Source organism: Caballeronia sp. SBC1 (genome assembly GCF_011493005.1).
GTDB lineage: Bacteria > Pseudomonadota > Gammaproteobacteria > Burkholderiales > Burkholderiaceae > Caballeronia.
The window spans coordinates 199,385-225,942 of sequence record NZ_CP049158.1 but is presented as its reverse complement, the minus strand read 5'-3'; the positions used below and the strand labels follow the sequence as shown (position 1 = coordinate 225,942).

Annotated in this window: 12 protein-coding genes; 9 read left to right on the top strand and 3 right to left on the bottom strand. The window is 61.6% G+C overall.

Going from position 1 to position 26,558, the window contains the following annotated elements; translation table 11 throughout:
• Positions 1–35 precede the first annotated feature (35 nt).
• Complete coding sequence (locus tag SBC1_RS27855; protein WP_165102298.1) at positions 36–590, bottom strand: sugar dehydrogenase complex small subunit; 555 nt, start codon at positions 588–590, stop codon at positions 36–38.
• A gap of 313 nt (positions 591–903) precedes the next feature.
• On the opposite strand from SBC1_RS27855, the gene SBC1_RS27850 reads away from it, so the two are divergent.
• The 9 genes from SBC1_RS27850 (at position 904) to treY (ending at position 23,813) form a co-directional block, all read left to right on the top strand.
• On the top strand, positions 904–1,554 hold the full coding sequence (locus SBC1_RS27850) for a DUF1345 domain-containing protein (protein ID WP_165102295.1): 651 nt from the start codon (positions 904–906) through the stop codon (positions 1,552–1,554).
• 415 nt (positions 1,555–1,969) lie between these two features.
• Positions 1,970–3,592 carry a glycogen synthase GlgA gene (glgA, locus tag SBC1_RS27845; protein WP_165102292.1) on the top strand — a complete coding sequence of 541 codons (1,623 nt, stop codon included), beginning with the start codon at positions 1,970–1,972 and terminating at the stop codon, positions 3,590–3,592.
• 417 nt (positions 3,593–4,009) lie between these two features.
• Positions 4,010–7,390, top strand: coding sequence for a maltotransferase domain-containing protein (locus tag SBC1_RS27840; RefSeq protein ID WP_370469689.1), 3,381 nt, complete (start codon positions 4,010–4,012; stop codon positions 7,388–7,390).
• A 124-nt stretch (positions 7,391–7,514) separates the two neighbouring features.
• Positions 7,515–10,904 carry a maltose alpha-D-glucosyltransferase gene (gene treS, locus SBC1_RS27835; protein WP_206366138.1) on the top strand — a complete coding sequence of 1,130 codons (3,390 nt, stop codon included), beginning with the start codon at positions 7,515–7,517 and terminating at the stop codon, positions 10,902–10,904.
• Positions 10,897–13,113, top strand: a complete 2,217-nt coding sequence (glgB, locus tag SBC1_RS27830; protein ID WP_165102286.1) for a 1,4-alpha-glucan branching protein GlgB — start codon at positions 10,897–10,899, stop codon at positions 13,111–13,113. Before treS ends, glgB begins: the two co-directional genes overlap by 8 nt.
• Positions 13,114–14,428: 1,315 nt before the next feature.
• The gene (gene glgX, locus SBC1_RS27825) at positions 14,429–16,690 is read left to right on the top strand and encodes a glycogen debranching protein GlgX (RefSeq protein ID WP_165102283.1); all 2,262 of its coding nucleotides are present in this window, start codon (positions 14,429–14,431) and stop codon (positions 16,688–16,690) included.
• Between the two features lie 94 nt (positions 16,691–16,784).
• Positions 16,785–18,668 (top strand): malto-oligosyltrehalose trehalohydrolase, encoded by a 1,884-nt coding sequence (treZ, locus tag SBC1_RS27820; protein WP_165102280.1) that lies wholly within the window; start codon positions 16,785–16,787, stop codon positions 18,666–18,668.
• Positions 18,669–18,691: 23 nt separating this feature from the next.
• A complete protein-coding gene (gene malQ / locus SBC1_RS27815) occupies positions 18,692–20,890 on the top strand; it encodes a 4-alpha-glucanotransferase (protein ID WP_165104854.1) in 2,199 nt (732 codons plus the stop codon).
• 4 nt (positions 20,891–20,894) lie between these two features.
• Positions 20,895–23,813 (top strand): malto-oligosyltrehalose synthase, encoded by a 2,919-nt coding sequence (treY, locus tag SBC1_RS27810; RefSeq protein ID WP_165102277.1) that lies wholly within the window; start codon positions 20,895–20,897, stop codon positions 23,811–23,813.
• Between the two features lie 31 nt (positions 23,814–23,844).
• Here treY and SBC1_RS27805 read toward each other — a convergent pair whose 3' ends face one another.
• A complete protein-coding gene (locus SBC1_RS27805; protein ID WP_165102273.1) occupies positions 23,845–25,263 on the bottom strand; it encodes a hemolysin family protein in 1,419 nt (472 codons plus the stop codon).
• A gap of 61 nt (positions 25,264–25,324) precedes the next feature.
• Positions 25,325–26,491 carry a sensor histidine kinase gene (locus tag SBC1_RS27800; protein ID WP_370469688.1) on the bottom strand — a complete coding sequence of 389 codons (1,167 nt, stop codon included), beginning with the start codon at positions 26,489–26,491 and terminating at the stop codon, positions 25,325–25,327.
• Positions 26,492–26,558: the final 67 nt, after the last annotated feature.

The following is a 26,558-nucleotide window of genomic DNA, read 5'->3' as shown; positions in this document are numbered from 1 at the left end:
TCGTGATGCGTTCTTAGTGCGTTCGATGCGTTGATTCAAGCCGCGCCAGGCGGCTTCTGCGTCCAGTAGAACGGCACGTCGCGGCAATACGACGGAATGGTCAGCACGTCGTTGACGGGATCGAACATGAGCGCGCGCTCGTAGGCGACTACGCTCACGCGCGGCGCATCGCCGACAAGACCGAGATACCACGCCCGCATGATCGCGGTGACCGTGCCGGCGAGCTTGGGCGTGTCCGCCTTGAGCGCCTGCGTCACCGTATCTGACGGCACGCCGCCATGCGCCGCGAGCCACACGTTCAGCGCGCTCACGTTGCCGGCAAACTCGCTGTCCGACTTCGACAGCGCTTCATACACACGCTGCGCAAGCGCAGGATCAAAGGCCGTGCGGCCGGTCAGTTTGCGCGAGAGCAGCAGGAAACCATCGAGACCCGCGGGCGGGGTATCGGCGAAAGCCTGGGTGAAGAATGTTGGGAAACCGAAACCCGCAGAGGTGAACGCGAGCGCGACTGCCGACGCACACGCGCCAAGAACAAAACGCCGGCGAGTGGCCGACTGTGCGCGCGCCATGGGGTGGTCGAGTGGTGTCATATGGTGATGTCCCAATTCGCGTTGTTCGGAGAGGCGATGATCGCTTGCACCTGTCGATATCCCTCGAATAGTTTTTAAAGCGCGCCTTGCGTTTGGCCGAAGCATGCACGATGAAGCCGTTAATAACTAGCCCCACTAGCCTCCACTAGCCTCGAAACCAAACCCAATGGATTCGACTTTCGACCGCTGGCAATTGAAAGGCACACGGGCAATAATCGCGGCACTTGAGGTACCTGCAGCACCGGCATCTTCCGATGGCTTGCACGATACCGTGCCGTGCCAGCTTAACGCCATAACCAGACCACTATAAAAAATGAATCTCGTTCCCCAAGTACTTCGCTATCGCCCGCGGGCGGTGATTGCCCTCGTCGTTGGTGTGATCGTGGCGCTTTTGGTTCCACATGGCTTCACGCCGATCGTGCGCGGTCTCATTGGATGGGACAGTACCGTATGGCTGTATCTCGTGCTTATCTGGATTCAGATGGCGCGTGCGCATCAGGACAAAGTGCAGAAGCTCGCCGAGCGCGAGGACGAAAACGCGGGCATGGTGCTGCTGATCATCAGCCTGGCCGCCATTGCGAGTCTTATCGCCATTGTGTTCGAGCTGGCCGCAGCCAAGAACCTCGGCTTGCGCGGCGAGCTGTTCCACTATCTGCTGACCGCCTTCACCATGCTGGGCGCGTGGTTCCTCATCCCGACCATCTTCACGCTGCATTACGCACGCCACTACTATCAGTCAGAGGGCAACGAGACATCGCTAAGATTCCCGGATGCCCATCTCAAACCGGACTATTGGGACTTCCTCTATTTCTCATTCACGATCGCGGTGGCGTCGCAGACTTCGGATGTCGTACTCTGCTCCAACGAAGTCCGGCGAGCAGCGCTCGCGCAATCCGTTCTGTCGTTCTTCTTTAATGCCGCGGTGATCGGATTATGTGTCAACACGGCAGCCAGCTTGCTTTGACCTTGAACAGTCTTGAGAAGCAAATATTGCCGTTACGCCTGGCTTTTTTCGGGCGTAATTTCCGGCTTAAATAATTAGTCTGGATAGCTGACAATTCTTGCAGTTCGGCGGATCAGCGCACTGACAACCCCGACTTTCGTATAACCATTCCCGAACAACCCGTGTAAAAACGCCGCCTGCAACGCGTGCTTTTTTACACGGCTCCTCATATCTGCCTGACGTCGACCTCGGCGCTGATCAAAGCCTATCGCTTTCCCCCGGTTTCAGCAGATTCCTAAGAACATGGCACACGCCTTGCTCTAGCTATCCCGCATCCCCTCTTCCCTCCGATAAAAGCACCGGACGCATGCGCCGCAGATTCTTCTGCCCGAGCGCATTCCATCGCTTTTCATCCATCAAATGCCAGGAGTCAGCTTTGTCCTTGAACGTCTTGCTTGTCGCTTCCGAGGCTGTCCCGCTAGCCAAAACCGGCGGACTGGGTGACATGGTCAGCGCGTACGCCGTTGCGTTGCGTGAGACCGGGGTCGATGCCGTGATCCTCATGCCGGCCTATCCGAAAGCGCTGCAGATGGTTGAAGGATTACAGAAGGTGGCTTCAGTGACGGGGCTTCCCGGCGGAGATGGCGCGCTGTATCGAGGTCGCATGCCGGACACCGGCGTGCCCGTGATCCTGCTGCGCATGGATCATTTGTACGCACGCGAAGGCCTCTATCAGGACGCGAAAGGACGCGACTACGAAGACAATGCGATTCGTTTCGCGTCGCTATCGGCGGCGGCAGTGAAGATTGCCCAAGGGGTTCGAGGATTCAAGAAGCCGGACATCGTGCACGCGCACGACTGGCATTCGGGACTCACGCCGCTTTTGATGAAGCAAGCCGGCGTGCACGCAAAAAGCGTTTTCACGATCCACAATCTGGCGTTCCAGGGCAACTATTCGCTCTCGCTTGGTGCAGCGCTCGGTGTGCCCGCCAAGTGGCTGGTGCCCGCGTTGACCGAACCTGCGAGCATCGAATTTTATGGTGCGTTGAGTCTGATGAAAGCCGGCATTGTCCATGCCGATCACGTTGCCACCGTCAGCGAAACGTATGCTCGCGAAATACTCACGCCGCGCTTCGGCCACCTGATGGAGGGCGTGCTGCAAAGTTGCGCCGGCAAGCTGTCGGGCATCATCAACGGTATCGATCTGGATACCTGGAACCCAAAGACCGATCCGCAGATTGCCCGGCATTATTGTTTCGACGATATGCGCGGCAAGCACGCCTGCAAGCGCGAACTCCAGCAAATATTCGGCCTTCCGGTGGATCCTTTCGCGCCGGTGATGGCGCTCGGCAGCCGGATGACATCGCAGAAAATGGCCGATGTTGCCGTGGACGCCATTCCCGCGCTGCTGGAACGCTATCCGCGTTTGCAGATTGCCGTGCTCGGCAAGGGCGAAGCACATATAGAAGCCGCGTTCCAGCGGCTGGCGCAGACCTGGCCGGATCGGGTGGGTGTCTTTATAGGTTACGACGAGCGCCGCGCGCACGTGCTGCATGCCGGTGCCGACATCCTGCTGCACGGCAGCCGCTTCGAGCCGTGCGGCCTCACGCAAATCTACGCCATGCGTTATGGCACGTTGCCCGTGGCGTCGCGCGTGGGCGGGCTGGCTGACACGATCGTGGATGCAGCCGAAGCGGCCGGGCATCAAACCGGTTTCCAGGCATCGCCCCTCGGCGGCTTCGAGGGCGCAACGTCCTCGCGCCCGGCGACCGGCTTCCTCTTCGACGGCGACGGTGTAGAGGACGTGATTGCCGCCGCCGCGCGCGCCATCGACGCTTTCATGCGTCCGCAACAATGGCGAACGCTTCAACGCAACGCGATGGCACGTGATTACGGATGGAACCATGCGGTAGCGAAATATGTCGAGCTATACGCGGGTCTCACCGACGCACGTCCTGCGAAAGCACCGTTGCGCGCACGCCGCGTGCCGGTCATGGCGGTTGCCGAGGCCGAGCGTCGCCAAGCAGAGCAGGCACAATTCGTCGCACGCAGCGCCTGACGCTCCACGCCACCCTTTTCGATGGTACGGTTACACGGTTGGCCGCTCGCGGCGCACTGGATTGCAGTGCGCCGCGAGCCGATGTCGTCTGACCTGAACCCGCATGCTGGTCGCGAAGCATTGGCTACGCTCAGGCTCCGACATACGCCGGGAAACTTGGAGAGGCGCGGCACGCTATGTGCTGTGTCCTCTGAGCGACCCCTGGCGCCGCACAGAACGGCGTATCGCCTGATGGCTGATGTTGATACGCACCGCACTCGTCACCCCGGAACTGGTGCTTTGAAGAGACTGTCTGAGGCTCGTCTGCCGTAGCCGTTCTTGCGGTTGGTTTTTTGCCTGGTTGAGCGCGATCGCGTTTTCCCGCATCCACGCCATAGCAGGACGAACTGGAAAAGACGACCGATGGAACACCATCACATGCTTCAAGCGTACGCACCAAGAATCTATTTCATCGACCCGCTTCTCGTCGGACCATTGTCTGAGTGGTCCGCACAATTCGAACATGCCGCCGCGCTGGGCTTTGATCACGTCCTGATCGGCGCACCGTTCCAGCCGGGCAGCAACGGTCACCGACAGGCCGTGGCCGATCATCACAAACTGCATGCCATATTCGAATCCGACGCTCCCGCGAGCGAAGGTCTGCGCGCGCTGGCGACCCAGGCGAAGCAGCACGGCTTAAGCGTGCTGGTGGACATCACCCTCGACCAGGTCAGCGCCGAAGGTGGTTTGTTCCGTGACAACCGGCACTGGTTCCATCCGTTCGAAGCGGCTGAAGCCCGGCTCGATCCGCGTCACGCGCCGCACGAAGAAAGCGCGGCGCATGCGAATTTCGGCGACGGCGAAGCGGCCCAGGCGCTCACCGAGTGGTGGGCGCGCGAGCTGATGTTGCTCGCCGATGCCGGCATTGGCGGCTTTCGCTTCGAGGCGCCGCACAAGGTGCCGGCGCATGTATGGCGCAGGCTCGGTGCGGCCGTTCGCGAACGTCATCCGCAAACGAAATGGCTGGCATGGACTGTCGGCATCAGCCGTCACGACCTCGCCGCTCTCGCCGATGCCGGTTTCGACTCGGTGTTTTCATCGTCGCGATGGTGGGACTATCAGGGCAACTGGCTCTTCGACGAGCACGCCGCGCTGTTTCGCATCGCGCCACCCATTGCGTTTCCGGAAGAGCCCTACGGCTCGCGCCTGCTGCACGATCTGCCTGACACCAGCGACTCGTCGCTGGTGGAGCGCGCCTACCGGCGCGCGTTGTACACGGCGGCGGGCATAGGCACGGGCCTGCTTGTTCCCATGGGGTTTGAATACGGCGTCACGCAGCCGCTCACCTACAACCATGGCAGCGCGGAAGAGTTCCGGCGCGCCAAGGAAGGGGCGCGCTTTAACGTATCGGCGGAAGTGGCGCACGCCAACGCGTTGCAACGCAACTCGGCAGCGCTGGCCAGCACGGGCGAACTGCGCGCGCTGACCGGCGCGGGCACGCCTTACGCAGCTATTCTGCGCGGTAGCGGCCCGGACCTGCGGGTCGCGGCCGAGGCGGCGCTGATCGTGTTCAACCCGGATCTCACCACGCCGGTTTATGTCGATACACGCCATTTGCTGGACGGCGCACCAGGCAACTTCACGCGGTTTCGGGCGATAGACGAGGACACGACGGAAACGCCGCTGCCGCTCGAGCCCTTCGTGCTGCAGCCCGGTGAAGTGCGTCTGCTGCGCGGCGCGGCCGAGCCAGCCATTCTGCTGGCGCAACCGCAGGTCAAGCGCGGCTCCAAAGCCGCCGACAAAAAGGCGGTGAACGAGGCGCTGCTTGCGCCGCGGGTGGCGATCGAAAGCGTGATGCCCTCGGTCGATCACGGGCGCTTTCCGGCGAAACGGATTGTTGGCGAAGCGGTCGAAGTCACGGCGGCGATTTTCGCGGAAGGCCACGACAAAATCGCGGCCGCCGTGCAATGGCGCGCCGCCGATGAAACCGACTGGCACGAAGCGCGGATGGTGCCGGTCCTGCCGCTCGGCAACGATCTGTGGACGACGCACATCCCCCTCGATCGCCTTGGGCGTCATGAATTTACGGTGGTCGCGTGGCGCGATGACTTCGCTTCGCTGATTGATCACATGCAGAAGAAGCTGAAGGCCGACCAGACGGTTGAACTCGAACTCGAGGAAGCGCGGCATTTGTTCGCGCTGATCCTGGCCGAAGTAAAAACCACCGAAGGCGCGGAGACGGAACCGCTGGAAGGCATCGTCAAGCGCTTCGCCAAAGCCGATGCACAAACACGGCTCGCGTTGGCGCTCGCGCCGGAAACGGCGCTGGCGATCGAGGCGGCACGGCACCGGCCGTTCCTGTCGCGCGATCCAGTGACGTATCGTATCGACGCTGAGCGCGCCGCCGCGCGCTTTGCGAGCTGGTACGAGATCTTCCCGCGTTCCATGAGCGACGACGAAAATCGCCACGGCACGTTCGTCGATGTGATCGGCAAGATGCCGCGCATCCGCGAGATGGGTTTCGACGTGCTGTATTTCCCGCCGATCAATCCCATTGGCGTGGCGAACCGCAAGGGCAAGAACAACACGCTGACGGCTCAACCCGGCGACGTAGGCAGCCCATACGCCATCGGCGGCAAGGAAGGCGGCCACGACGCCTTGCATCCGGAACTCGGCAATCTGGACGACTTCAAGCGGATGCTGGAAGCGGCGCGTGCCCACGGTCTGGAAATCGCGCTCGATTTCGCCGTGCAGTGTGCGCCGGATCATCCGTGGCTGAACGAGCATCCAACGTGGTTCGCATGGCGCCCGGACGGCACGCTGCGTTATGCGGAAAACCCGCCGAAGAAGTATCAGGACATCGTTAATCCTGACTTCTACGCGCAGGACGCGAAGCCGGAACTGTGGCTCGCCTTGCGCGACGTATTCCTGTTCTGGATCGCGGCGGGCGTGAAGATTTTCCGCGTCGACAATCCGCACACGAAGCCCATGCCGTTTTGGGAATGGGTGATTGGTGACGTGCGCTCGCGTCATCCCGATGTCATGTTCCTCGCCGAAGCGTTCACGCGTCCACGCGTGATGAACCGTCTCGCCAAGCTCGGTTTTTCGCAGTCGTACACGTACTTCACGTGGCGCGAGTCGAAGCGCGATTTCGTGGAATACATGCACGACCTGACGCAGACCGACGCGAAGGATTATTTCCGGCCGAACTTTTTCGTCAATACGCCCGATATCAACCCGCGTTTCCTGCAACGCTCGGGCCGCGCCGGTTTTGTGATCCGCGCCGCGCTCGCCGCGACGTTGTCGGGGCTATGGGGCGTGTATAGCGGCTTCGAACTCTGCGAAGCCGCTGCGCTGCCGAACAGCGAGGAATATCTCGATTCGGAGAAGTATCAGATACGTGCCTGGGACTGGAACCGGCCGGGCAATATCGTGGGAGAAATCACCGCGCTGAACCGGATCAGGAAGGCGAATCCGGCGCTGCATTCGCATCTCGGCGTCAACTTCCTTCCCGCTCAAAACGACAACATCCTGTTCTTCGAGAAAGCGAATGCCGCGCGCGATAACGTCGTGCTGGTCGCGATCAATCTCGATCCGTTCAACGAACAGGGCGCGGACGTGGAACTGCCGTGGCAGACATTGAATAAGTGGGGCGTGCAGGAATGGGACGCGCTGGCCGTGGAGGACCAGATGACAGGCGAACGTTTCGAGTGGCGCGGCAAACGGCAGCATATCCGCCTCGACCCGAACACGCGGCCGTTCGCAATATGGCGAATCGCACCGACGTGGGGTTTGCCGCGGGCGCCGACTGCCCTCTGACGGCGCTTTGACCGTCCAGCAAGCGTCACCTGAAAGTCACCATCACGACGGCACTCGCCGACGTGGCACAGAACAACTCATACAGCCGGGACGAGACACCGTCGCGGCTCAAGGAGCGACACACGTGAAGCGTAACAAGAACTCGACTCTCAGCAACGATCCGCTCTGGTACAAAGACGCGATCATTTATCAGATCCATATCAAGTCCTTTTTCGATGCGAACAACGACGGCATCGGCGATTTCCCCGGCCTGCTCGCGAAGCTCGATTACATCTCCGAACTCGGCGTGGATACGATCTGGCTGCTGCCGTTCTATCCGTCGCCACGGCGCGACGATGGTTATGACATCGCCGATTACCGCAACGTGCATCCCGATTACGGCACGCTCGCCGACGTGAAGCGTTTCATTCAGGAAGCGCACGCGCGCGGCATTCGCGTGATTACCGAACTGGTCATCAACCACACGTCCGACCAGCATCCGTGGTTCCAGCGCGCGCGTCTCGCGAAGCCTGGCTCGAATCATCGCAACTACTACGTCTGGTCAGACACCGACAAGAAGTACGAAGACACGCGGATTATCTTCATCGACTCGGAGCCGTCCAACTGGACCCACGATCCGGTCGCCGGCCAGTATTACTGGCACCGCTTCTTCAACCACCAGCCGGACTTGAACTTCGATAACCCCGCCGTGCTGAAGGAAGTGCTGCAAGTGATGCGCTTCTGGCTCGACATGGGGATCGACGGCCTGCGGCTGGATGCCGTGCCGTATCTGGTCGAACGCGAAGGCACGAACAACGAGAACCTGCCGGAAACGCACGCGATCTTGAAGAAGATCCGCGCGACTATCGACGCGGAATATCCGAACCGCATGCTGCTGGCCGAAGCGAACCAATGGCCGGAAGACGTGAAGGAGTATTTCGGCGACGAAGACGAATGCCACATGGCCTTCCACTTCCCGCTGATGCCACGCATCTATATGTCGATTGCGAGCGAGGACCGCTTCCCGATCACGGACATCATGCGGCAGACGCCGGATCTCGCGCCGACTAACCAGTGGGCCATTTTCCTGCGCAATCACGATGAACTCACGCTGGAAATGGTCACGGATTCCGAGCGCGATTATTTGTGGAACACGTACGCGAGCGATCGGCGCGCGCGTCTGAATCTCGGCATTCGCCGGCGTCTCGCGCCGCTGATGGAACGCGATCGACGCCGGATTGAACTGATCAATTCGCTGCTGCTTTCCATGCCCGGCACGCCCGTGATCTATTACGGCGATGAACTCGGCATGGGCGACAACATCCACCTGGGCGATCGCGACGGCGTGCGCACGCCGATGCAGTGGTCATCGGATAGAAACGGCGGGTTTTCACGCGCCGATCCCGAGCAACTCGTGTTGCCGCCGGTCATGGGCGCGCTCTACGGATATGACGCCGTGAACGTGGAATCGCAAAGCCGCGATCCACACTCGCTGCTCAACTGGACCCGCAAGATGCTCACGGTGCGTCGCGGGAAACAGGCGTTCGGTCGGGGCACCATTCGTTTTCTGCGTCCGAACAACCGCAAGATCCTTGCGTATCTGCGTGAGGTCGAGGGCGAACCGGCGATCCTGTGCGTGGCGAATCTATCGCGGGCGCCGCAGGCAGTCGAACTCGACCTGTCCGAGTACGCCGGTTCGGTGCCGCTGGAAATGACCGCGGATTCCGCGTTCCCGCCGATCGGGCAGCTCACGTACTTGCTGACTTTCCCGCCGTACGGTTTCCTGTGGTTCCAGTTGTGCCCGGGCAATCAGCGTCCGGCGTGGAGCCAGGCACCGTCCGAGCAATTGCCCGAGTTCGTGACAATGGTGATCCGCGCCGGCCAGACCGGCCCGACGCCCGAAAACGTGCGTTTGCTCGAATCGGAAGTGCTGCCTTCTTATTTGAGCAAGCGGCGCTGGTTTGCATCGAAGGACAAGAAGCTGGTCGGCGTGCGCCTCGCGGCCTTGACGACCATTCCGGAAGCAGGGTTTGCGTTCACCGAGATCGAAGCCGATCTCGGCGATCACGTCGAACGCTATGTGCTGCCGCTCACCATTGCATGGGGCACTGAAACGACCTCGCCGCTCTATATGCAGCTCGCGCTCGCACGTGTGCGCCAGGTTCGTAATATCGGTCATATCACCGACGCCTTCGCCGTCCCGAACTTCACCTACGGCGTGTTGAAGAAACTCTTGCAGCGGGCGGTCATTCCCACGGTGCAGAAGAGCGAGATCCGCTTTATTCCGACCGAACGGCTCGCCCAGCTCGCCTCCCAGTTCAAGCCTGGGGAACCACCGCCGGAAATTCGCTGGTTGGCGGCGGAGCAGAGCAACAGCTCTCTCGTGATCGGCGATCAAATCGTGTTGAAACTGGTGCGCCGGCTGGTTGGCGGGATTCATCCGGAAGCCGAAATGAGCCGGCACCTGACGAAGCTCGGGTACCAGAATACGGGGCCGTTGTTCGGTGAAGTGGTGCGCGTGGACCCGGAAGGCGTGCCGCATACGCTGTGCATCTTGCAAGGGTTCATCGACAACCAGGGCGATGCGTGGAACTACGCGCTCGACTACCTGCGCCGCACCGTGGATGAACTCGCGCTGGCGGTGGATACCGACGACCACTCGATGGACCGCGAGAAGGAGATGCTCGGGATCGAGGGGTATCGGAAGGTCACGGGAATCATTGGCCGGCGGCTGGGCGAACTGCACGTCGCGCTCGCCCAACCTTCGGACGATCCTGCTTTTGCGCCGGAGAAAGCATCGAAGAAGGACGTGCGGGGCTGGAACGACGGCACGCACACGCTGCTGGTTGCGGCGCTCGATATCCTGGCGGCGAAGCTGCTGGAGCTCAACGAGCATGATCGCGATATGGCGCAGAGCTTGCTCGATCGCCGTGACCTGCTGCTCGCGGCTGTGCAGAAACTCGTGCCTGAAAACGCCGATGCGTTGCGCATCCGCATTCATGGCGACTTCCATCTGGGCCAGGTGCTGATGGCGCAGGGCGACGCGTTCCTGATCGACTTCGAGGGCGAACCCGCGCGAGCGCTGGAGGAACGCCGCCAGAAATCGAGTCCGCTGCGGGACGTGGCCGGCTTATTGCGTTCCTTGTCGTATGCGAGCGCCGCTGCGCAACCGACGACCGGCAACGCGCCACAGGCGACTGCCGATCGCAAGCGCGCGCTGTTCGAGCGCCTGCGTGGTCATGGCGAGGAAGGTTTCTTGCTCGGATATCACGCGGCGGTGGCGGCTTCTCCGCAACCAGTTGCCGGTGACGAAGCCACCTTCGCCGCCCTGCTCGATCTCTTCCTGATCGAGAAGGCTGCTTACGAAATCCGCTATGAAGCGGCGAACCGTCCGACCTGGATTGGCTTGCCGTTGCGTGGCCTCGCGTCGCTTGCGAGCCGCCTGCTTGGCGATACGGGCGCGCCGGCCGCCCCCGGCTCGCGACCTGTGGACGCCGCACTCAAGGACACATCTGATGGAAACGAACATGAATAAGCGCACCGACGACAGACTGCTGACCGAGGGTCTGCATCCGCTCGATATTGACGCGCTCGTCGAAGCTCGCCATCCCGATCCGTTTTCCAAGCTTGGGCTTCATCAGACCGACGCTGGCCCCGTGATCCGTGTGCTGTTGCCCGGAGCAACCGGCGTGCAGGTGCTCGAGCGCGACAGCAGCAAGCCGCTTGGCACGCTTACGCAGGTTCATCCGGCGGGGTTGTTTATTGGGTTTATCGACGAGATGCAGGCGTATCGGCTGAACATTGATTGGCACGGCACGCCGCAAGAAGTCGCCGATACCTATTCGTTCGGCCCCGTATTAACCGATGAAGCGTTGAACCGCGTTTCCGGCGGCGATCCTTATGCGGTGATGGAGTGCCTGGGCTCGCGGCCGATCGTGCATGGCGGCGTGGCCGGTGTGCGCTTTGCGGTATGGGCACCGAATGCGCGGCGTGTCTCTGTAGTGGGCGATTTCAACTCGTGGGACGGCCGCCGTCATCCCATGCGCCTGCGCCACAACGCCGGCGTCTGGGAACTGTTCGTGCCGGGACTTGGCGCGGGCACGCGCTACAAGTACGAGATCATCTCGCGCGAAGGCCACGCTTTGCCGCTGAAGGCCGATCCATGCGCGATGCAGAGCGAGCTGCCGCCCGCCACGGCTTCGGTGGTGGCGGATGCTGAGGCTATCGATGGATACGCGTGGACCGACAGCGAGTGGATGAACACGCGCGGACCGAGACAGACCGTGAACGCTCCGATTTCCGTGTACGAAGTTCATGCTGAATCGTGGCTGCGAGTGCCGGAGGAAGGCAACCGTGGCATGAACTGGCATGAGCTTGCTGAGCGCTTGATTCCGTATGCGAAGAGCATGGGGTTCACGCATCTGGAGTTCATGCCGATTGCGGAGCATCCGTTTGGCGGCTCATGGGGATATCAGCCGTTGGGGCAATTTGCGCCATCGGCGCGGTTTGGGACGCCTGAGCAATTTGCCGAGTTCGTGAACCGTGCGCATGAATCGGAGCTGGGGATCATTCTGGACTGGGTGCCGGCCCATTTTCCTAACGATGCTCACGGTTTGATCGAGTTCGACGGCACGCCGCTTTACGAGCATTCGGACCCGCGAGAGGGTTTCCACCAGGACTGGAACACGATGATCTACAACCTCGGCCGTAACGAGGTTAGCGCGTTCCTCGTGGCGTCGGGGCTGGCTTGGTTGAAGCGTTATCACGTGGATGGATTGCGTGTGGACGCGGTGGCTTCCATGTTGTATCGGGACTATTCGCGCAAGGCGGATGAATGGGTGCCGAACATATATGGCGGTCGTGAGAATCTGGAATCTATAGCATTCCTGAAGCGGCTTAATCATGAAGTGCGTCAGATTCCTGGGGCGATTACGATTGCTGAGGAATCGACTGCGTGGCCGGGCGTGACGGCATCGCTGGAGCACGGTGGGCTTGGTTTCGATTTCAAGTGGAACATGGGCTGGATGCATGACACGTTGCATTACATGGAAGAGGATCCCGTGTACAGGCAGTATCACCACAACATGTTTACGTTTGGGATGGTGTATGCGTATTCCGAGCGATTTGTGTTGCCGCTTTCACATGATGAGGTGGTTCATGGGAAGGGATCGTTGATTGGGAAGATGCCGGGGGATCATTGGCAGAAGTTTGCGAATCTGCGTGCGTATCTGGGATTTATGTGGACGCATCCGGGCAAGAAGTTGTTGTTCATGGGCGGTGAGTTTGGTCAGTTTGGCGAGTTCAATCACGATACGTCGCCGCACTGGCATTTGCTTGATGATGCGTTTCATGGTGGCTTGCAGAAACTGGTTCGCGATTTGAACCGGGTGTATGGCGAGGAGCCGGCGCTGTACAAGCTTGATAGCGATCCGCGGGGGTTTGACTGGCTGGTCGGCGATGATGCTACCAATAGTGTTTTCGCGTTCTGTCGCACGGATGGTGAGGGTCGTGAGTGCGTGGTGATTTCGAATATGACGCCGGTGCCGCGGTTGGAATATCGGGTGGGGTTGCCGAGGGGCGGGAAGTGGAGTGAGATTGTGAATTCGGATGCGTCGGTGTATGGCGGATCGAACATGGGGAATGGGGGCGTGATTCACGCCGAGAATGTTTCGAGTCATGGGCGGGAGTGGTCGGCGGCGCTGACTTTACCGCCGTTGGCGACCATTGTGCTGAGGGCTGATTAAGCCAAGGGGTTTTCGTTCGCACTCGGTTTTAGGGTTTGGTGAGGTTTTGGCGGTGGGTCAGTAGTTGGGGTTGGTGCGGGGTGGCTGGGTTCTGGGGTAGTGGTCAGAATTGATGGCGGGTGGCGAGGTTCTGGGGTTAGCGGTCGGGGTTGATGCCGGGTTGCTAGGTTCCTGCGTTAGCGGTCGGGGTCAATGCCGGGTTGCTAGATTTCAGGGTTAGCGGTCTGAGTCAATGCCGGGTTGCTGCTTTCAGCCTTAGCGGTCTGCGTGAGTTGGATGTTTTCTTTATCACTGTTAGCCACTGTGCGTGGCGGCACGTCATTTCTTTGTCCAAAGCGACAAAGAAACGAAGCAAAGAAAGCGCTTTCAAACCACGCTACCCTAAGTGTCCACAGCGTGCAGTTCCCATTCATGGGTACCCCAAAAGCACGGTGCTCGCCAGAGCCACCGATGTTTGAACCCCTCCTTCTCGCGAATCCTGACACGAACACGCTTCGCCCCCAACGCTCTCGGGCAAGCACCATTGCCAAGGAACCCGCAAGGCCTCATGCATTTTGCGGCATCGCTTGCGGCTTAGTTTATTGGCGGCTTAGTTGCCTGCTGCAGCTTAGCTTTTGGTGGGCTTTTTGCTTGGTCTGCGCCGAGTGGTTGCGCTCCTATCTTCGTGAGCCACACGGCCGGACGCATATTTAGTGCTTCATTTTGGTGGTTGGCTGCGTGGCCTACACGATTATTTTTATGGGTTGCGGCTTACGCGTCCTGCGGTCTCGTTTCTTGGCGGGTTGGCGACGTGGTTCGTCGTGCGTACTAATTTGGCGGGTGGTTTTACGCGGATAGCGCGGGGTGATCCTTGGGCAGGTTCAGTCACTGGTGGCGAAGCGTGTGGGTATCCGTGTTCGGAGAAAGAGGGGTTCACACATCCGTGGCTCTGGCGAGCACCGTGCTTTTGGGGCACCTATGAATAGAAACTGCACGCTGTGGACACTTAGGGTAGCGCGTTTTGAAAGCGCTTTCTTTGCTTCGTTTCTTTGTCGCTTTGGACAAAGAAATGACGCGCCGCCACGCGCAGTGGCTAATAGCGATAAAGAGAAAATCCGACTCTCGCAGACCACCACGCCCGAAAGCACCCACCCGGCATTGACCCAGAACCGCTACCCCCACAACCTGGCATTGGCCCAACCGCTAAGCCAATCCCTCAAACGACCCTGATCACCCTCCCAAAAACACCCCCCGGGCACCCAAAAACCAATCACCGACCGAGCGCCAGCGACCACCCACCCCAAACCCCAAAAACCCGAGTGCGAACGGAACCCCCATGGCTAATTCATTTCCCGACAAGTTACTCCCGGGCGCGGCTTACCCGCTCGGAGCGAACTGGGACGGTTTAGGCGTCAACTTCGCCGTGTTCTCTGCGAACGCGCAAAAAATCGAAGTCTGTCTCTTCGATACCACCGGCCGCAAGGAGCTCGCCCGCTTCGAACTGCCGGAATGCACCGATGAAATCTGGCACGGCTATCTCCCCGGCGCACACCCCGGCACAGTCTACGGTTTCCGCGCCCACGGCCCCTACCAACCGCAGCACGGCCATCGCTTCAATCCCCATAAACTGCTCCTCGATCCCTACGCGAAAAAGCTCGTCGGCCAATGGCGCTGGTCCGACGCACTATTCGGCTATCGCGTGCATTCGAACCGCCTCGACCTGTCAATGGACCGACGCGATTCAGCCCCCGCCACCCCTAAATGCGTCGTCACCGACGACGCCTTCGACTGGTCCCGCGACACGCGCCCCAACGTCCCCTGGGGCGAAACCGTCATCTACGAAACGCACGTACGCGGCACCTCCATGTTGCGCCAAGACATCCGCCAGCACGAACGCGGATCGTTCGCGGCGCTGTCGTCGCCATGGTTCATCGAACATTTGCAGAAACTGGGCATCACCGCCGTCGAATTCCTGCCCGTGCACGCGTTTCTCAACGATCGCTTCCTCGTTGAACGCGGTCTCAAGAATTACTGGGGCTACAACACCGCAGCGTTCTTCGCGCCCGAACCCTCGTACCTGTCGACCAACCGGCTGAACGAAATGCGCATCGCCGTGCGCCGGCTTCACGCAGCAGGCATTGAAGTGATCCTCGACGTGGTCTACAACCACACGTGCGAAGGCAACGAGCTCGGGCCAACCGTGTCATGGCGCGGCCTCGACAACGCCAGCTATTACCGCCTGATTCCCGGCGACGAACGGCGTTATATCAACGAGACCGGTTGCGGCAATACGGTGAACCTGTCGCACCCGCGCGTCCTGCAAATGGTCATGGACTCGCTGCGCTACTGGGCGACGGCGTTCAACATTGATGGCTTCCGGTTCGATCTCGGCGTCACGCTAGGCCGCGAAGGCCACGGTTTCGATCCCGGCTCCGGTTTCTTCGACGCCATCCGCCAGGACCCGATCCTCAACACGCGCAAGATGATTTCCGAACCCTGGGATATCGGCCCGGACGGTTATCAGGTCGGTAATCACCCGCCAGGATTCGCCGAATGGAACGATAAATTCCGCGACGGCATACGCCGCTTCTGGCGCGGTGACGCCGGCGTGCGGCCAGATCTCGCAGCGCGTCTCACCGGCTCCGCCGAGCTGTTTCACCGGCGCATGCGCAAGCCCTGGGCATCGATTAATTTTGTCGCCTCGCACGACGGCTTCACGGTCGCGGACGTGACGTCCTACGAACAGAAACACAACGAAGCGAATCAGGAAGGCAACAACGACGGCCACAACGAAAACTGCAGCGCAAACTGGGGCGAGGAAGGCCCGACCGATGACCCCGATATCCTCGAAACACGCGGCCGCGTGGCACGCGCGCTGATCGCAACGAACCTGCTGTCACTCGGCACGCCCATGCTGCTGGGAGGCGACGAATTCGGCCGCACGCAACTCGGCAACAACAACGCGTATTGCCAGGACAACGAGATTTCCTGGATCGACTGGGCACAAGCGGAATCGCCCGCGGGCCGCACGATGACAGAGTTCGTCGCCCGCGTCATCGCACTGCGCAAAAACTACCCGCTGCTGCGGGAAATGCGCTTTCTCCACGGTGATCGTGAAGTGTTGCCGGGTCTCTACGACGTCAGCTGGTTCGACGAACGCGGCTTGGCGCTGACTATCGACGCTTGGCAGGACCCGGAAGGACGCGCGCTGACGCTGCGTCGCGCGGGGCCCGGTCTGAACGGGGAAGTCGATGTCATCCTGATCATGATGAACGGATCGTCGGAGGCACTGACTTTCTCAGCTCCGGCACCGCACTTGGAATGGAATGTGCTCATGGATAGCGCTGTGCCCGATGCACTGCAATGCCCATTGATCGGCGGGGAACTGGAGGTGCAGGCGCACAGCGTGGCCGTGCTGCTCGCGCAGCCGACCGGGGACGCCGACTGGCAGGCCGTCTGGATGGCCGGCGCTCACGAGGGACCGCGCCTTTTGACGGCGTTGCCGCCGGACCCGGGCACAATTGGACCGCGACGGACAGCGGAACCCTGGAAGGTACCCGTGCCCGAGCACGCGCCGCCCGCAAAGGAGGAAAATTGAACGGCTCGAAGACAGTTCGCAGATGTCATGCAACAACGCCGGGCAGGCTCCAAGCCAAGTATCTGACCAAGCGCACTGAAGGCACACACACATCATGTCTGAAACCCCCATCGATCCGCACAAGCGTCACCATGCCTATTGCTTGCCCTTCGGCGCGCATCTCACTGATGCCGGACATACGCGCTATCGCTTCTGGGCGCCTTCTCTGAAGACGGTGCAACTGGAGCTTTATTCGTCCGCGGCCGGGAAAGACGCGAGTCCGATGCTCACCGATATGACCCCCACCGGCGACGGCTGGTTCGAAGCGCTGGCCGAAGGCGGTGCGGGCACGCGCTACCGGTATCGGATCAATGCGGATCTGGCGGTGCCCGATCCGGCCTCCCGTTTCCAGCCCGACGACGTCCACGGCCCAAGCCAAGTAATCGACCCGCGTGCCTTTCGATGGGAAAACACCAATTGGCATGGACGGCCGTGGGAAGAAACCGTGCTTTACGAAGTGCACGTGGGTGCGCTTGGCGGTTATGCCGGCGTGACGCGCCGCCTGAAGGAATTCGCGCACCTCGGCGTGACGGCCATCGAACTGATGCCGCTCAACGACTTCAGCGGCAGCCGCAATTGGGGTTACGACGGCGTGCTGCCCTACGCGCCCGATTCGGCCTACGGCACGCCCGATGAACTGAAGACGCTCATCGATACCGCGCATGGCCTTGGACTGATGGTCTTCCTCGACGTGGTCTATAACCACTTCGGACCGGACGGCAACTATCTGAGCGCCTACGCCAAGCCGTTCTTCCGCGAAGGCGTGGATACGCCGTGGGGTCCGGCAATCGATTTCGAGCGTCCGCAAGTGCGTGACTTCTTCTTCGATAACGCGTTGTACTGGCTGAAGGAATATCGCTTCGATGGCCTGCGCCTCGACGCCGTCCACGCCATCAACGACGACGAATGGTTGCGCGAACTGTCGGAACGCGTGCGGTCGTCGGTGGAAGCGCAGCGGCACGTGCATCTGGTGCTGGAGAACGAGCACAACACATCGAACCTGCTCGAATCGCATTTCAACGCGCAATGGAGCGATGACTCGCACAACACGCTGCATGTCTTGCTGACCGGCGAGGACGAAAGTTATTACAGCGCGTACAGCGATCAGCCAATCCAGAAGCTTGCGCGTGTGTTGAGCGAGGGCTTTGTGTACCAAGGCGAGCCCTCGCCCATCCATGACGGCAAGCCGCGTGGCGAACCGAGCGCGCACTTGCCGCCCACGGCGTTCGTGATGTTTTTGCAGAACCACGATCAGGTCGGCAACCGTGCAATGGGCGACCGCTTGCGCTCGTTGTGCAGCGAAGACCAGCTCTACGCCGCAACTGGGCTGATGCTCCTCACGCCGCAAATCCCGATGCTGTTCATGGAAGAGCAATATGGTTCCACGCAGCCATTCCTGTTCTTCACCGACTATCACGACGAACTTGCCGACGCCGTGCGCGAAGGGCGTCGGAAGGAATTTGCGAAGTTCTCCGCCTTCACCGACGAAAAGCGCCGCGCCCAGATTCCCGATCCCAACGCTATCGAGACGTTCCGGATGTCGTCGCCCGATGAAAGCACGCAACCCGCCGATCACAATGACTGGCTGCACTTCTATCGCTCGGCGCTGGCGGTGCGCACGAAGCTGCTGATGCCGCACCTGAAGAATGCGAGGGCGCTTGGGGCGAAGGTTATCGGAGAGAAGGCAGTGCTCGCGAACTGGCGGCTCGGCGACGGCAGCACCTATTCCGTCGCGCTAAACCTGGGTCCGCAAGCTGTCTCGCTCACAGGCCATCCGCCGGGCAAGGTTGTATTCGAAACGCCGGCTCGGGCCCGCGACACGGCGGATCGCGGTGAACTGGGCGCACAGACTTTTATCGCGTGGCTGACGGGCGATTTCGCCGATGCCGCGTTTAATCATGACGCTCGCCGCGTCAAAGCCTCGGGGAAAACCTCGTGAGCACGACCATCAATACCCCGGCTATGCCGGAGAAAAACCCTAGCGCTATCGAGGCGCTCGCCACCAAGGCCGGTTTCGAGGTCGAGTGGCAGGACGCGCACAAGCAGATCCAGCGCGTGCCAGAAGCGACGCTGAAAGTGCTGCTGGAACGCCTCGGCCTGCCCTGCGACAATCCCGTGCAACTCAAGCAGAGCACGGCAACGCTCGACGCGGAATTGTCGGGGCGCAAGTTGCCGCCGTTGATGACCGCAGAGATCGATCGCGCCATTTCCTTGCCGATAGCGGCCGTGAAAACAGGCGCGCGGTATCGGATCGAACTGGAAAGCGGCGCGGTGATCGATGGGCGGTTTACCTCGCCGAAAGGGGCAACCGCGTTGCTCTCGCCAATCTCCGAGCCGGGTTATCACACGCTAGTGATCAATGAGCAGCGCACGACGCTCGCGGTGGCGCCGGCGCGCTGCTACACCGTCGGCGATGCCTGGCGTACGCTCCAGCCCGACACGCAGGCGACCCCGCCAATGTGGGGCGTGGCCGCGCAGGTGTACGGCCTACGGCGCGTGGGCGACGGCGGTGTGGGCGACTTCTCCGCACTCGCGACGCTCGCGTCGGAAAGCGCGCAGCGCGGCAGCCACGCAATCGCGATCAGCCCGATGCACGCCATGTTCAGCGCCGAGCCGCATAAATTCAGCCCGTATTCGCCTTCATCGCGATTGTTCCTGAACATCGCGCATATCGATCCAGCGGCGGTGCTGGGCGCGGAAGCGGCGCAAGCGGCAATACAAACAGCCGGTGTCGCCGATGAATTCGCCGATCTCGAAGCACTGCAACTGATCGACTGGCCGCGCGTGATGACAGCGAAACTGGCCGTGCTGCGCGCCTTGTTCGCGCAGTTCAATGCGCAGCACGGTGCTCACGAAAACGACGTGCTGCACAAGGACTTCGCCCGCTTCGTGAAGCGCGGCGGACGTGCGCTGGAAGACCACGCGCGCTTCGAAGCGCTGCAAGCGGCCCAATTGAAGGAAGCCAACGAAGGCCACTGGCGCAACTGGGCCGGTGAACTACGCGATCCGCGCAGCGCGGCCATCGCGGAATTCGCCGCCGCGCATAAGGACGAGGTCGATTTTTTCCTCTTTGCGCAATGGCTCGCGGCCAAGGGCTTGTCGCACGCACAGCACGTCGCACGCGACTCCGGCATGGCGATCGGCTTGATTGCCGATCTGGCCGTGGGCTGCGACAGCGCGGGCAGCCACGCGTGGTCGTATCGTGATGAAATGCTGCAAGGCGTATCCGTCGGCGCGCCGCCTGACCTGTTCAACCAGAAGGGGCAATCGTGGGGACTCACCACGTTTTCCCCACGCGCCATGCGCACGCAGGGATTTTCAGCATTTATCGATATGCTGCGTGCCGCGTTCACACTCGCGGGCGGCATTCGCATCGATCATATTCTCGGCTTGCGGCGTCTCTGGCTCGTGCCCGACGGCGAGAGCGCGAAGAACGGCGCGTACCTGCGTTATCCGCTCGACGACCTGTTGCGGCTGATCGCGCTCGAGTCGTGGCGGCATAAGGCCATTGTGATCGGCGAGGATCTCGGCACGGTTCCGCCCGGCTTTCGCGAACGCTTGCAGGAACACGGTCTGCTCGGCATCCGCGTGCTCTGGTTCGAACGTGCGGAAAAGGGCCCGGGCTTCAAGGCGCCGGCCGACTGGGATCACGACGTGGCCGCGACCACCACCACGCATGACCTGCCGACGGTCACCGGCTGGTGGATCGGCGAGGACATTGTGTGGCGCTCGAAGATCGGCCAGACGGCGGCTCGTGCCGACGGAAAGGATCCGGTCGAAATAGCGCAAGCGGAACGTGGCGAGGATCGCAAATTGCTGTGGTCTGCCTTTCAGGAAGCCGGTGTCGCCGCGCCCGATGTCTCCGTGCCCGTCGATATCTCCCCGCAAACCGCACCGGTCGACGAAGCGCTTGCGTTCGTGGCGTCCACGCCCGCACCGCTCGCCATATATCCGCTGGAAGATCTGCTCGCGCTCGCCGAGATGCCGAACCTGCCCGGTTCCATCGACGAGCATCCGAACTGGCGCCGGCGGCTGGCTGTACCCGTATCCGAACTCTTCGACGACGATTCGTTCGTCGACCGCTTGCTTGCTGTCGATCAGGCACGACAGAAATCCGCCCAGACGAAGGCGGCCACGCATAACGCATCACCCACCGACTGACACCATGACCGTTCCACGCTCCACGCTCCGGCTGCAGCTACACAAGGATTTCACCTTCGACGACGCCGCGCGCCAGGTCGACTACATGGCGGCGCTCGGGATCAGCCACGCATATTTATCGCCGATCACAACCGCGACCAGCGGCTCGACGCATGGCTACGACACGGTCGACTACACCCGCGTCAATCCGGAACTCGGCGGCGAGGAGGGCCTGAGGCGCTTCGTTGAAAAGCTGCGCGCGCACGAGATGGGTTTGATCGTGGACGTGGTGCCGAATCACATGGGCGTGGGCGGGTCGGAAAACCTCTGGTGGATGGACATCCTCGAATGGGGGCGCCACGCGGCACATGCGCGCTATTTCGATATCGACTGGCATTCGCCCGATCCCGCGCTGCGCGGCAAAGTGCTCGCGCCGTTTTTGGGCGCGGCGTACGGCGAGGAATTGCAGGGCGGCAAGATCAAGCTGGTGTTCGACGCCGACCAGGGCCGCTTCAAGATCGAGTATTACGCGCACACATTTCCGGTGAGTCCGCTCGACTACACGTCGGTGCTGCAGGACTACGCGCCCGAGTTGGCACAGCGCTTCACGGGCCTCTCCACGCAACCCGGCGACCAACCGCGCGCCGACGAAGCGCGGGCGGCTTTAAAAGAGTACGCAGCGACGGCCGAGGGTAAGCGCGTTATCGACACCGCTGTGCAAGCGCATTCCGGCGATAACCCCACTGGCCGCGACCGTCTGCATCGGCTGCTGGAACGCCAGCATTATCGGCTCGCCTGGTGGCGTACTGCCGCGGACGAAGTGAACTGGCGGCGTTTCTTCGACGTCAGCACGCTCGGCGGCATGCGCGTCGAGCGCCCCGAAGTATTCGAGGCATCGCATGCGCTGATTTTCCAGTTGTTTGCCGAAGGGCTGATCGACGGCGTGCGAATTGATCACGTCGATGGCCTCGCCGAACCGCGCGAATATTGTCAGCGCTTGCGTAGCCGGCTTGAAGAGCTCGCGGAACATCGGCCGGAGAATCTGAAGCAGGACCGCACATATTTCGTCGTCGAAAAAATCCTTGCGCGGGGTGAGCCCGTGCGTGGCGACTGGCGTATCGACGGCACCACCGGCTACGACTTCATGAACGACGTCGGCGCGTTGCTGCACGATCCACGCGGCGCCGAACCACTCGCACAAAGCTGGGCAGAATTGTCCGGACGTCCGGCGGAGTTTGCTGTTGAAGCCGAAGCCGCGCGGCGCAAGATCCTCGCCGAGAACCTGTCCGCTGAACTCGACCGCGTCGCGCGTGCGTTGCATCGGATCGCGCGCGATACCCCCGTCACCCGCGACTTCGCCTATTCATCGTTGCGCCGGGTCGTGTCTGAGCTCGTGGTGCACTTTCCCGTGTACCGGATCTATCCCGTCGGTGGTCAGCGCAGCGAAGAAGACGAGCGCTTTTTCTCGCACGCGTATCAAGGCGCAAAGGCCGCACTGTCACCCGCCGACCTCGTCATCCTCGATCAAATCGCCCAGTGGCTCGGCGGTCCGGGCGGCGACGAAGCCGTTGAAGAGAAACCGCGTGAACGATTGCTCGATCGCGGGCGAGATCGGGAGCGGGATCGTCAGTCGGCTGGCGTACCTAATCAGAATCTGCAAGCGAACAGCGCCGGGTCAAACTCTAGCGGTTCACATCGACGCAACGCACAAACTCTGTTCTCCCAACTAACTTCGCCGGTGGCCGCCAAGGCGATTGAAGACACCGCGTGTTATCGATACGGCCGCCTGATCTCGCGCAACGAAGTGGGCGCCGATCCGGGCGAGTTTTCGTTGTCCGTCGACGCGTTCCACACGGGCAATCTGGAACGCGCCAAGCGCTTCCCGAACGCGATGCTGAACACCGCGACGCACGATCACAAACGCGGCGAAGACGTGCGCGCGCGAATCGCGGGTTTGAGCGAGATTCCCGATGAATGGGCCGCAACGTTACGAAGCTGGTCGACGTTGAACGCGCCGCATCGGCGCGCGCTGAACGGCAATGAACACGACTGGGCGCCGGGCGCTGCCGCCGAAGCCATGCTGTATCAGACGCTAGTCGGCTGCTGGCCGCCGACGCTCTCCCCCGACGATCATGACGGCGTGAAAGAACTCGCCGAACGCGTGAGCGCATGGCAGTTGAAGGCGTTGCGTGAAGCCAAGTTACGCACGAGCTGGTTCGCACCCGATGAGGCGTACGAGAATGCGTGCCGCGATTTTCTCTTCGATATCCTCGCGCCGCAACGTCGCGACGGTTTCCTCGGCGAGCTGCCGGCATTCGTGGAGCGTGTCTCGCGAACGGGTGCGATCAATAGTTTCCAGCAGACGTTGTTGCGGCTGACATCGCCAGGCGTGCCGGATCTTTATCAGGGCACCGAACTATGGGATTTCAGTCTCGTCGATCCTGATAATCGACGGCCGGTCGACTTCGAGCAACGGCGCGCGTGGTTGAGTGAAGGCGAGGTTGAGGGTGCGCCATCGGAACAATTGAAGAACTGGCGCGATGGCCGGGTGAAGCTGGGTATTGTGCGGCGCGCGCTGGCGTTGCGTGCGCATGCGCAGTCGCTATTCGAGAAGGGTGCTTATGTTCCGCTGAAGGTGGAAGGCGCGCATGCGGACAGCGTGATCGCGTTTGCGCGGCATGCGGGCAGCGCGTACGCGGTGGTAATCGCGACACGGCTCGCCGACTCGCTGCTGGTGGGGAGCAATAACGGCCTGCCGTTGGTGGATGCTGCGCATTGGGGCGATACAGCAGTCCTTTTGCCGGAAGCGCTGGCGTCGCGCGCGTTGTTCGACTGGCTGAGCCCGAACGCGCCGAAGTCGGACGGGCAGCGTTTGTTCATGCGCGACGCGCTAGCTTCAATGCCTGTGGCATTGCTGATGGAGGAAGGCGTGCCGCGGGTTTAATGCAACACAGGCCCGAAGGCGGAGCGGAAAATCACTCCGCTTCCTGCGCCACCTCTTCATGCGGGTACACGCGCACGAGCACGATGCGCGGCCCGTTCATCTTCTTCACCACGATATCGAAGCGATCAAAGCCGATCCGCTGCCCTTCGCTCGGCAGATCGCCCAGCGCATTGATCACCAGTCCCCCGACCGATTCCGCCTGCCCTTCATCGATATCAATCCCCAACGCCCGTTCAAGCGACACCACCGGCAAGCTGCCCTTGCCCATCAGCGTGCCGTCGTCCATCCGCGACCAGTCCGCGTCGCCTTGCCGGAACTCATCGTGAATCTGGCCGACCAGCGCACCCAGCAAGTTATCGAGCGTCAGAAAGCCTATTGGCTTCTGCCCCTTGCGCCCGACCAGCGCGAAGTGAGGCGCGCCATTACGAAAGCGCCTGAACAGTTCAAGCGCCGATAGATTGCCCGCCACGTATTGCACCGGCCGCACATGCTGGGCCAGCGCATCCTGCTTCGTGTCCTGCCGCGTCAGACCTTGCAGCAGCTCTCGCCCGGCGCCATTGCGTGCGAGCAGCAGGTCTTTCAGGTGAATCATGCCGAGCACGTGTTCGCCGGAGGCATCGGCAAAAAGGGGATAGCGGCTGAAACGGTGGCGCGTGATCACCTGCATGTTGTCGCGCATGGGCACGTCGTTGCGCAGGCCGATCATTTCGTGGTTCGGGCGCATCAGGTCCGAGACCGTCATGCGGCTGAAATCGAGCGAATGAGCGATGGTGTTCCACTCATCGGCGTTATAAGCAGACCCGGCAGAACCCGCAGAACCGCCCGCCCCGGTTGCGTCCGGCAACGGAGCCGTCGATGCCCCGCTCAAGCGCCGCCCGCGCAGAATCAGCTTGAGTTCGTCGGTGGAATAGTGAGCGTCGCCGCCGTGTCCCGTTCCGAGCCCGAACAATCGCAACACGAAATTCGCGCTCGAATTCAGCACCCAGATGAACGGGTACATGGCCCAGTAGAAACCGTAAAGCGGCATAGCGACCCACAGGCCGACTTGTTCCGCGCGCCGGATCGCCCACGACTTCGGCGCGAGCTCACCCACCACAATATGCAGGAAGGAAATGCACGAGAACGCGAAGAACAGCGAAACGGCATCGATCAGTTTGACTGATTCGACACCCGCAAGCGCGAACAACGGGTGCAGCAACGCAGCGAACGCCGGTTCGCCCAGCCAGCCAAGCCCGAGCGACGCCAGCGTGATGCCGAGCTGACACGCGGACAAATAGGCATCGAGCTTGCCGTGGACCTTCGCCAGCAAACGGCCCGGCAAGCCGTTCGACCGTGCGATTGCCTGAACGCGCGTGGCGCGCAGTTTGACGAGTCCGAACTCGGCCGCGACGAAAAAACCGTTCAACGCGACGAGCAACAAGGCACCAATTAGCGCGACAACCTGATTCAAAGCAACCTGCTCCGCAAAATGAAACCGCCAGTATAGAGGTGCAAGCTGACCGAAAGTTAAATCAGACGGCGCTCAACGGCACGCGAAGCCTGAGCGCGACCGCGGCGTTATCGGCGGGATCGTCGTGTTCGAAAGTCCCGCCGTGCGCTTCCGCCACGCGTTTGCATAGGGCAAGCACCCACGCGATACGCGCAGCTTCCCGTGGCAACGTTGCCTGATGGCGGGCGAACGCTTCAAGCACGTGGGGAACGTCAGGATCCAAAAGCGCTTTCTGCGATGCCGTGAACGTGACGTCCGCGCTGAACACACCGCCCTCGACCAGTCCGTTCAACACCACCTCCGATCGCGCCGCGCTCGCCTCGGTGGCGAACGCAAGCATCAGCCAGAGCGCCTGGGTAAGACGTTCGCCGTCGGCGCTGATCTGCTCTTCCACCAGCGCGGATTCGACATGGAGCGTCACCTGCCGCGCGCTCGCCAGACTCGCGCGTGCCTCCAACGCGCTCTGTTCCATCAAGTGCCGTAGTGCGCGCGGCGCGCGGTCGAGCGCCAGCGTCTTCGTCTCGGCGCGGGTGGTATCGATGAATTGCTCGATCAGCTTCACCTGCTGTTCCACGCCGGAGCGAATCCCGGCGAGCGCGCGTTGGGCGGCGGCATCGGCGGTATCGACTTTCCGCTCCAGCACGTAACCCCAGCTATGGATGGCGTTCAGCGGCCCCCGCAAATCATGCGACACGACCCCGAGCACGTGATCGCGCATGAACAACGCCACTTCGGCACGCAGATGCGCGCTGCGCTCGTCGGCTTGTGCCGCCCCGGTTTCTGCCGACAGTCCGTGGCCTCCAGGGCTGCTCGGCGAAACGATCAGCGACACGGTATCGGTCCGGCCGGTGCTGCCGGGCAGCGCGAGGATGGCGAACGAACGCGATCTCGACGGCGTGCCCTCGCTCTCGTCAATGCATACCTTCGCGCGCCGCACGCTGCTGGCAGCAAGCGCGGCGTCGGCAGCTTCGGCGAGCACGGCGATCAGGGGTTTGGGTAAGGCGGTATCGGCGAGAGCACAGCCTTCGAATGCGCTCGCGTCGAGATCGAACAGATGTGCGAAAACGGTATCGGCTGACACACAGCGTTGCGCGGTATCCAGCACAAGCACGCCGTCGGTGCCCGCGACCGGTGCTTCAGGACGGGGAGCGCGTCCCGTGTCGACCGTGCCGGAGAAAGACGTTGTCACGATGGAAGATCCTTGAGCGTTGATGAATGCGAGTATCTTGCCCGGTGTTATCGAGATGACTGGCCAT

What these genes read in the sequence shown, in the direction of transcription:
- SBC1_RS27855 (WP_165102298.1), bottom strand. Translation starts at nt 590, where the DNA reads ATGACACCACTCGACCACCCCATGGCGCGCGCACAGTCGGCCACTCGC.
- SBC1_RS27850 (WP_165102295.1), top strand. Translation starts at nt 904, where the DNA reads ATGAATCTCGTTCCCCAAGTACTTCGCTATCGCCCGCGGGCGGTGATT.
- SBC1_RS27840 (WP_370469689.1), top strand. Translation starts at nt 4,010, where the DNA reads ATGCTTCAAGCGTACGCACCAAGAATCTATTTCATCGACCCGCTTCTC.
- glgB (WP_165102286.1), top strand. Translation starts at nt 10,897, where the DNA reads ATGAATAAGCGCACCGACGACAGACTGCTGACCGAGGGTCTGCATCCG.
- glgX (WP_165102283.1), top strand. Translation starts at nt 14,429, where the DNA reads ATGGCTAATTCATTTCCCGACAAGTTACTCCCGGGCGCGGCTTACCCG.
- treZ (WP_165102280.1), top strand. Translation starts at nt 16,785, where the DNA reads ATGTCTGAAACCCCCATCGATCCGCACAAGCGTCACCATGCCTATTGC.
- malQ (WP_165104854.1), top strand. Translation starts at nt 18,692, where the DNA reads ATGCCGGAGAAAAACCCTAGCGCTATCGAGGCGCTCGCCACCAAGGCC.
- treY (WP_165102277.1), top strand. Translation starts at nt 20,895, where the DNA reads ATGACCGTTCCACGCTCCACGCTCCGGCTGCAGCTACACAAGGATTTC.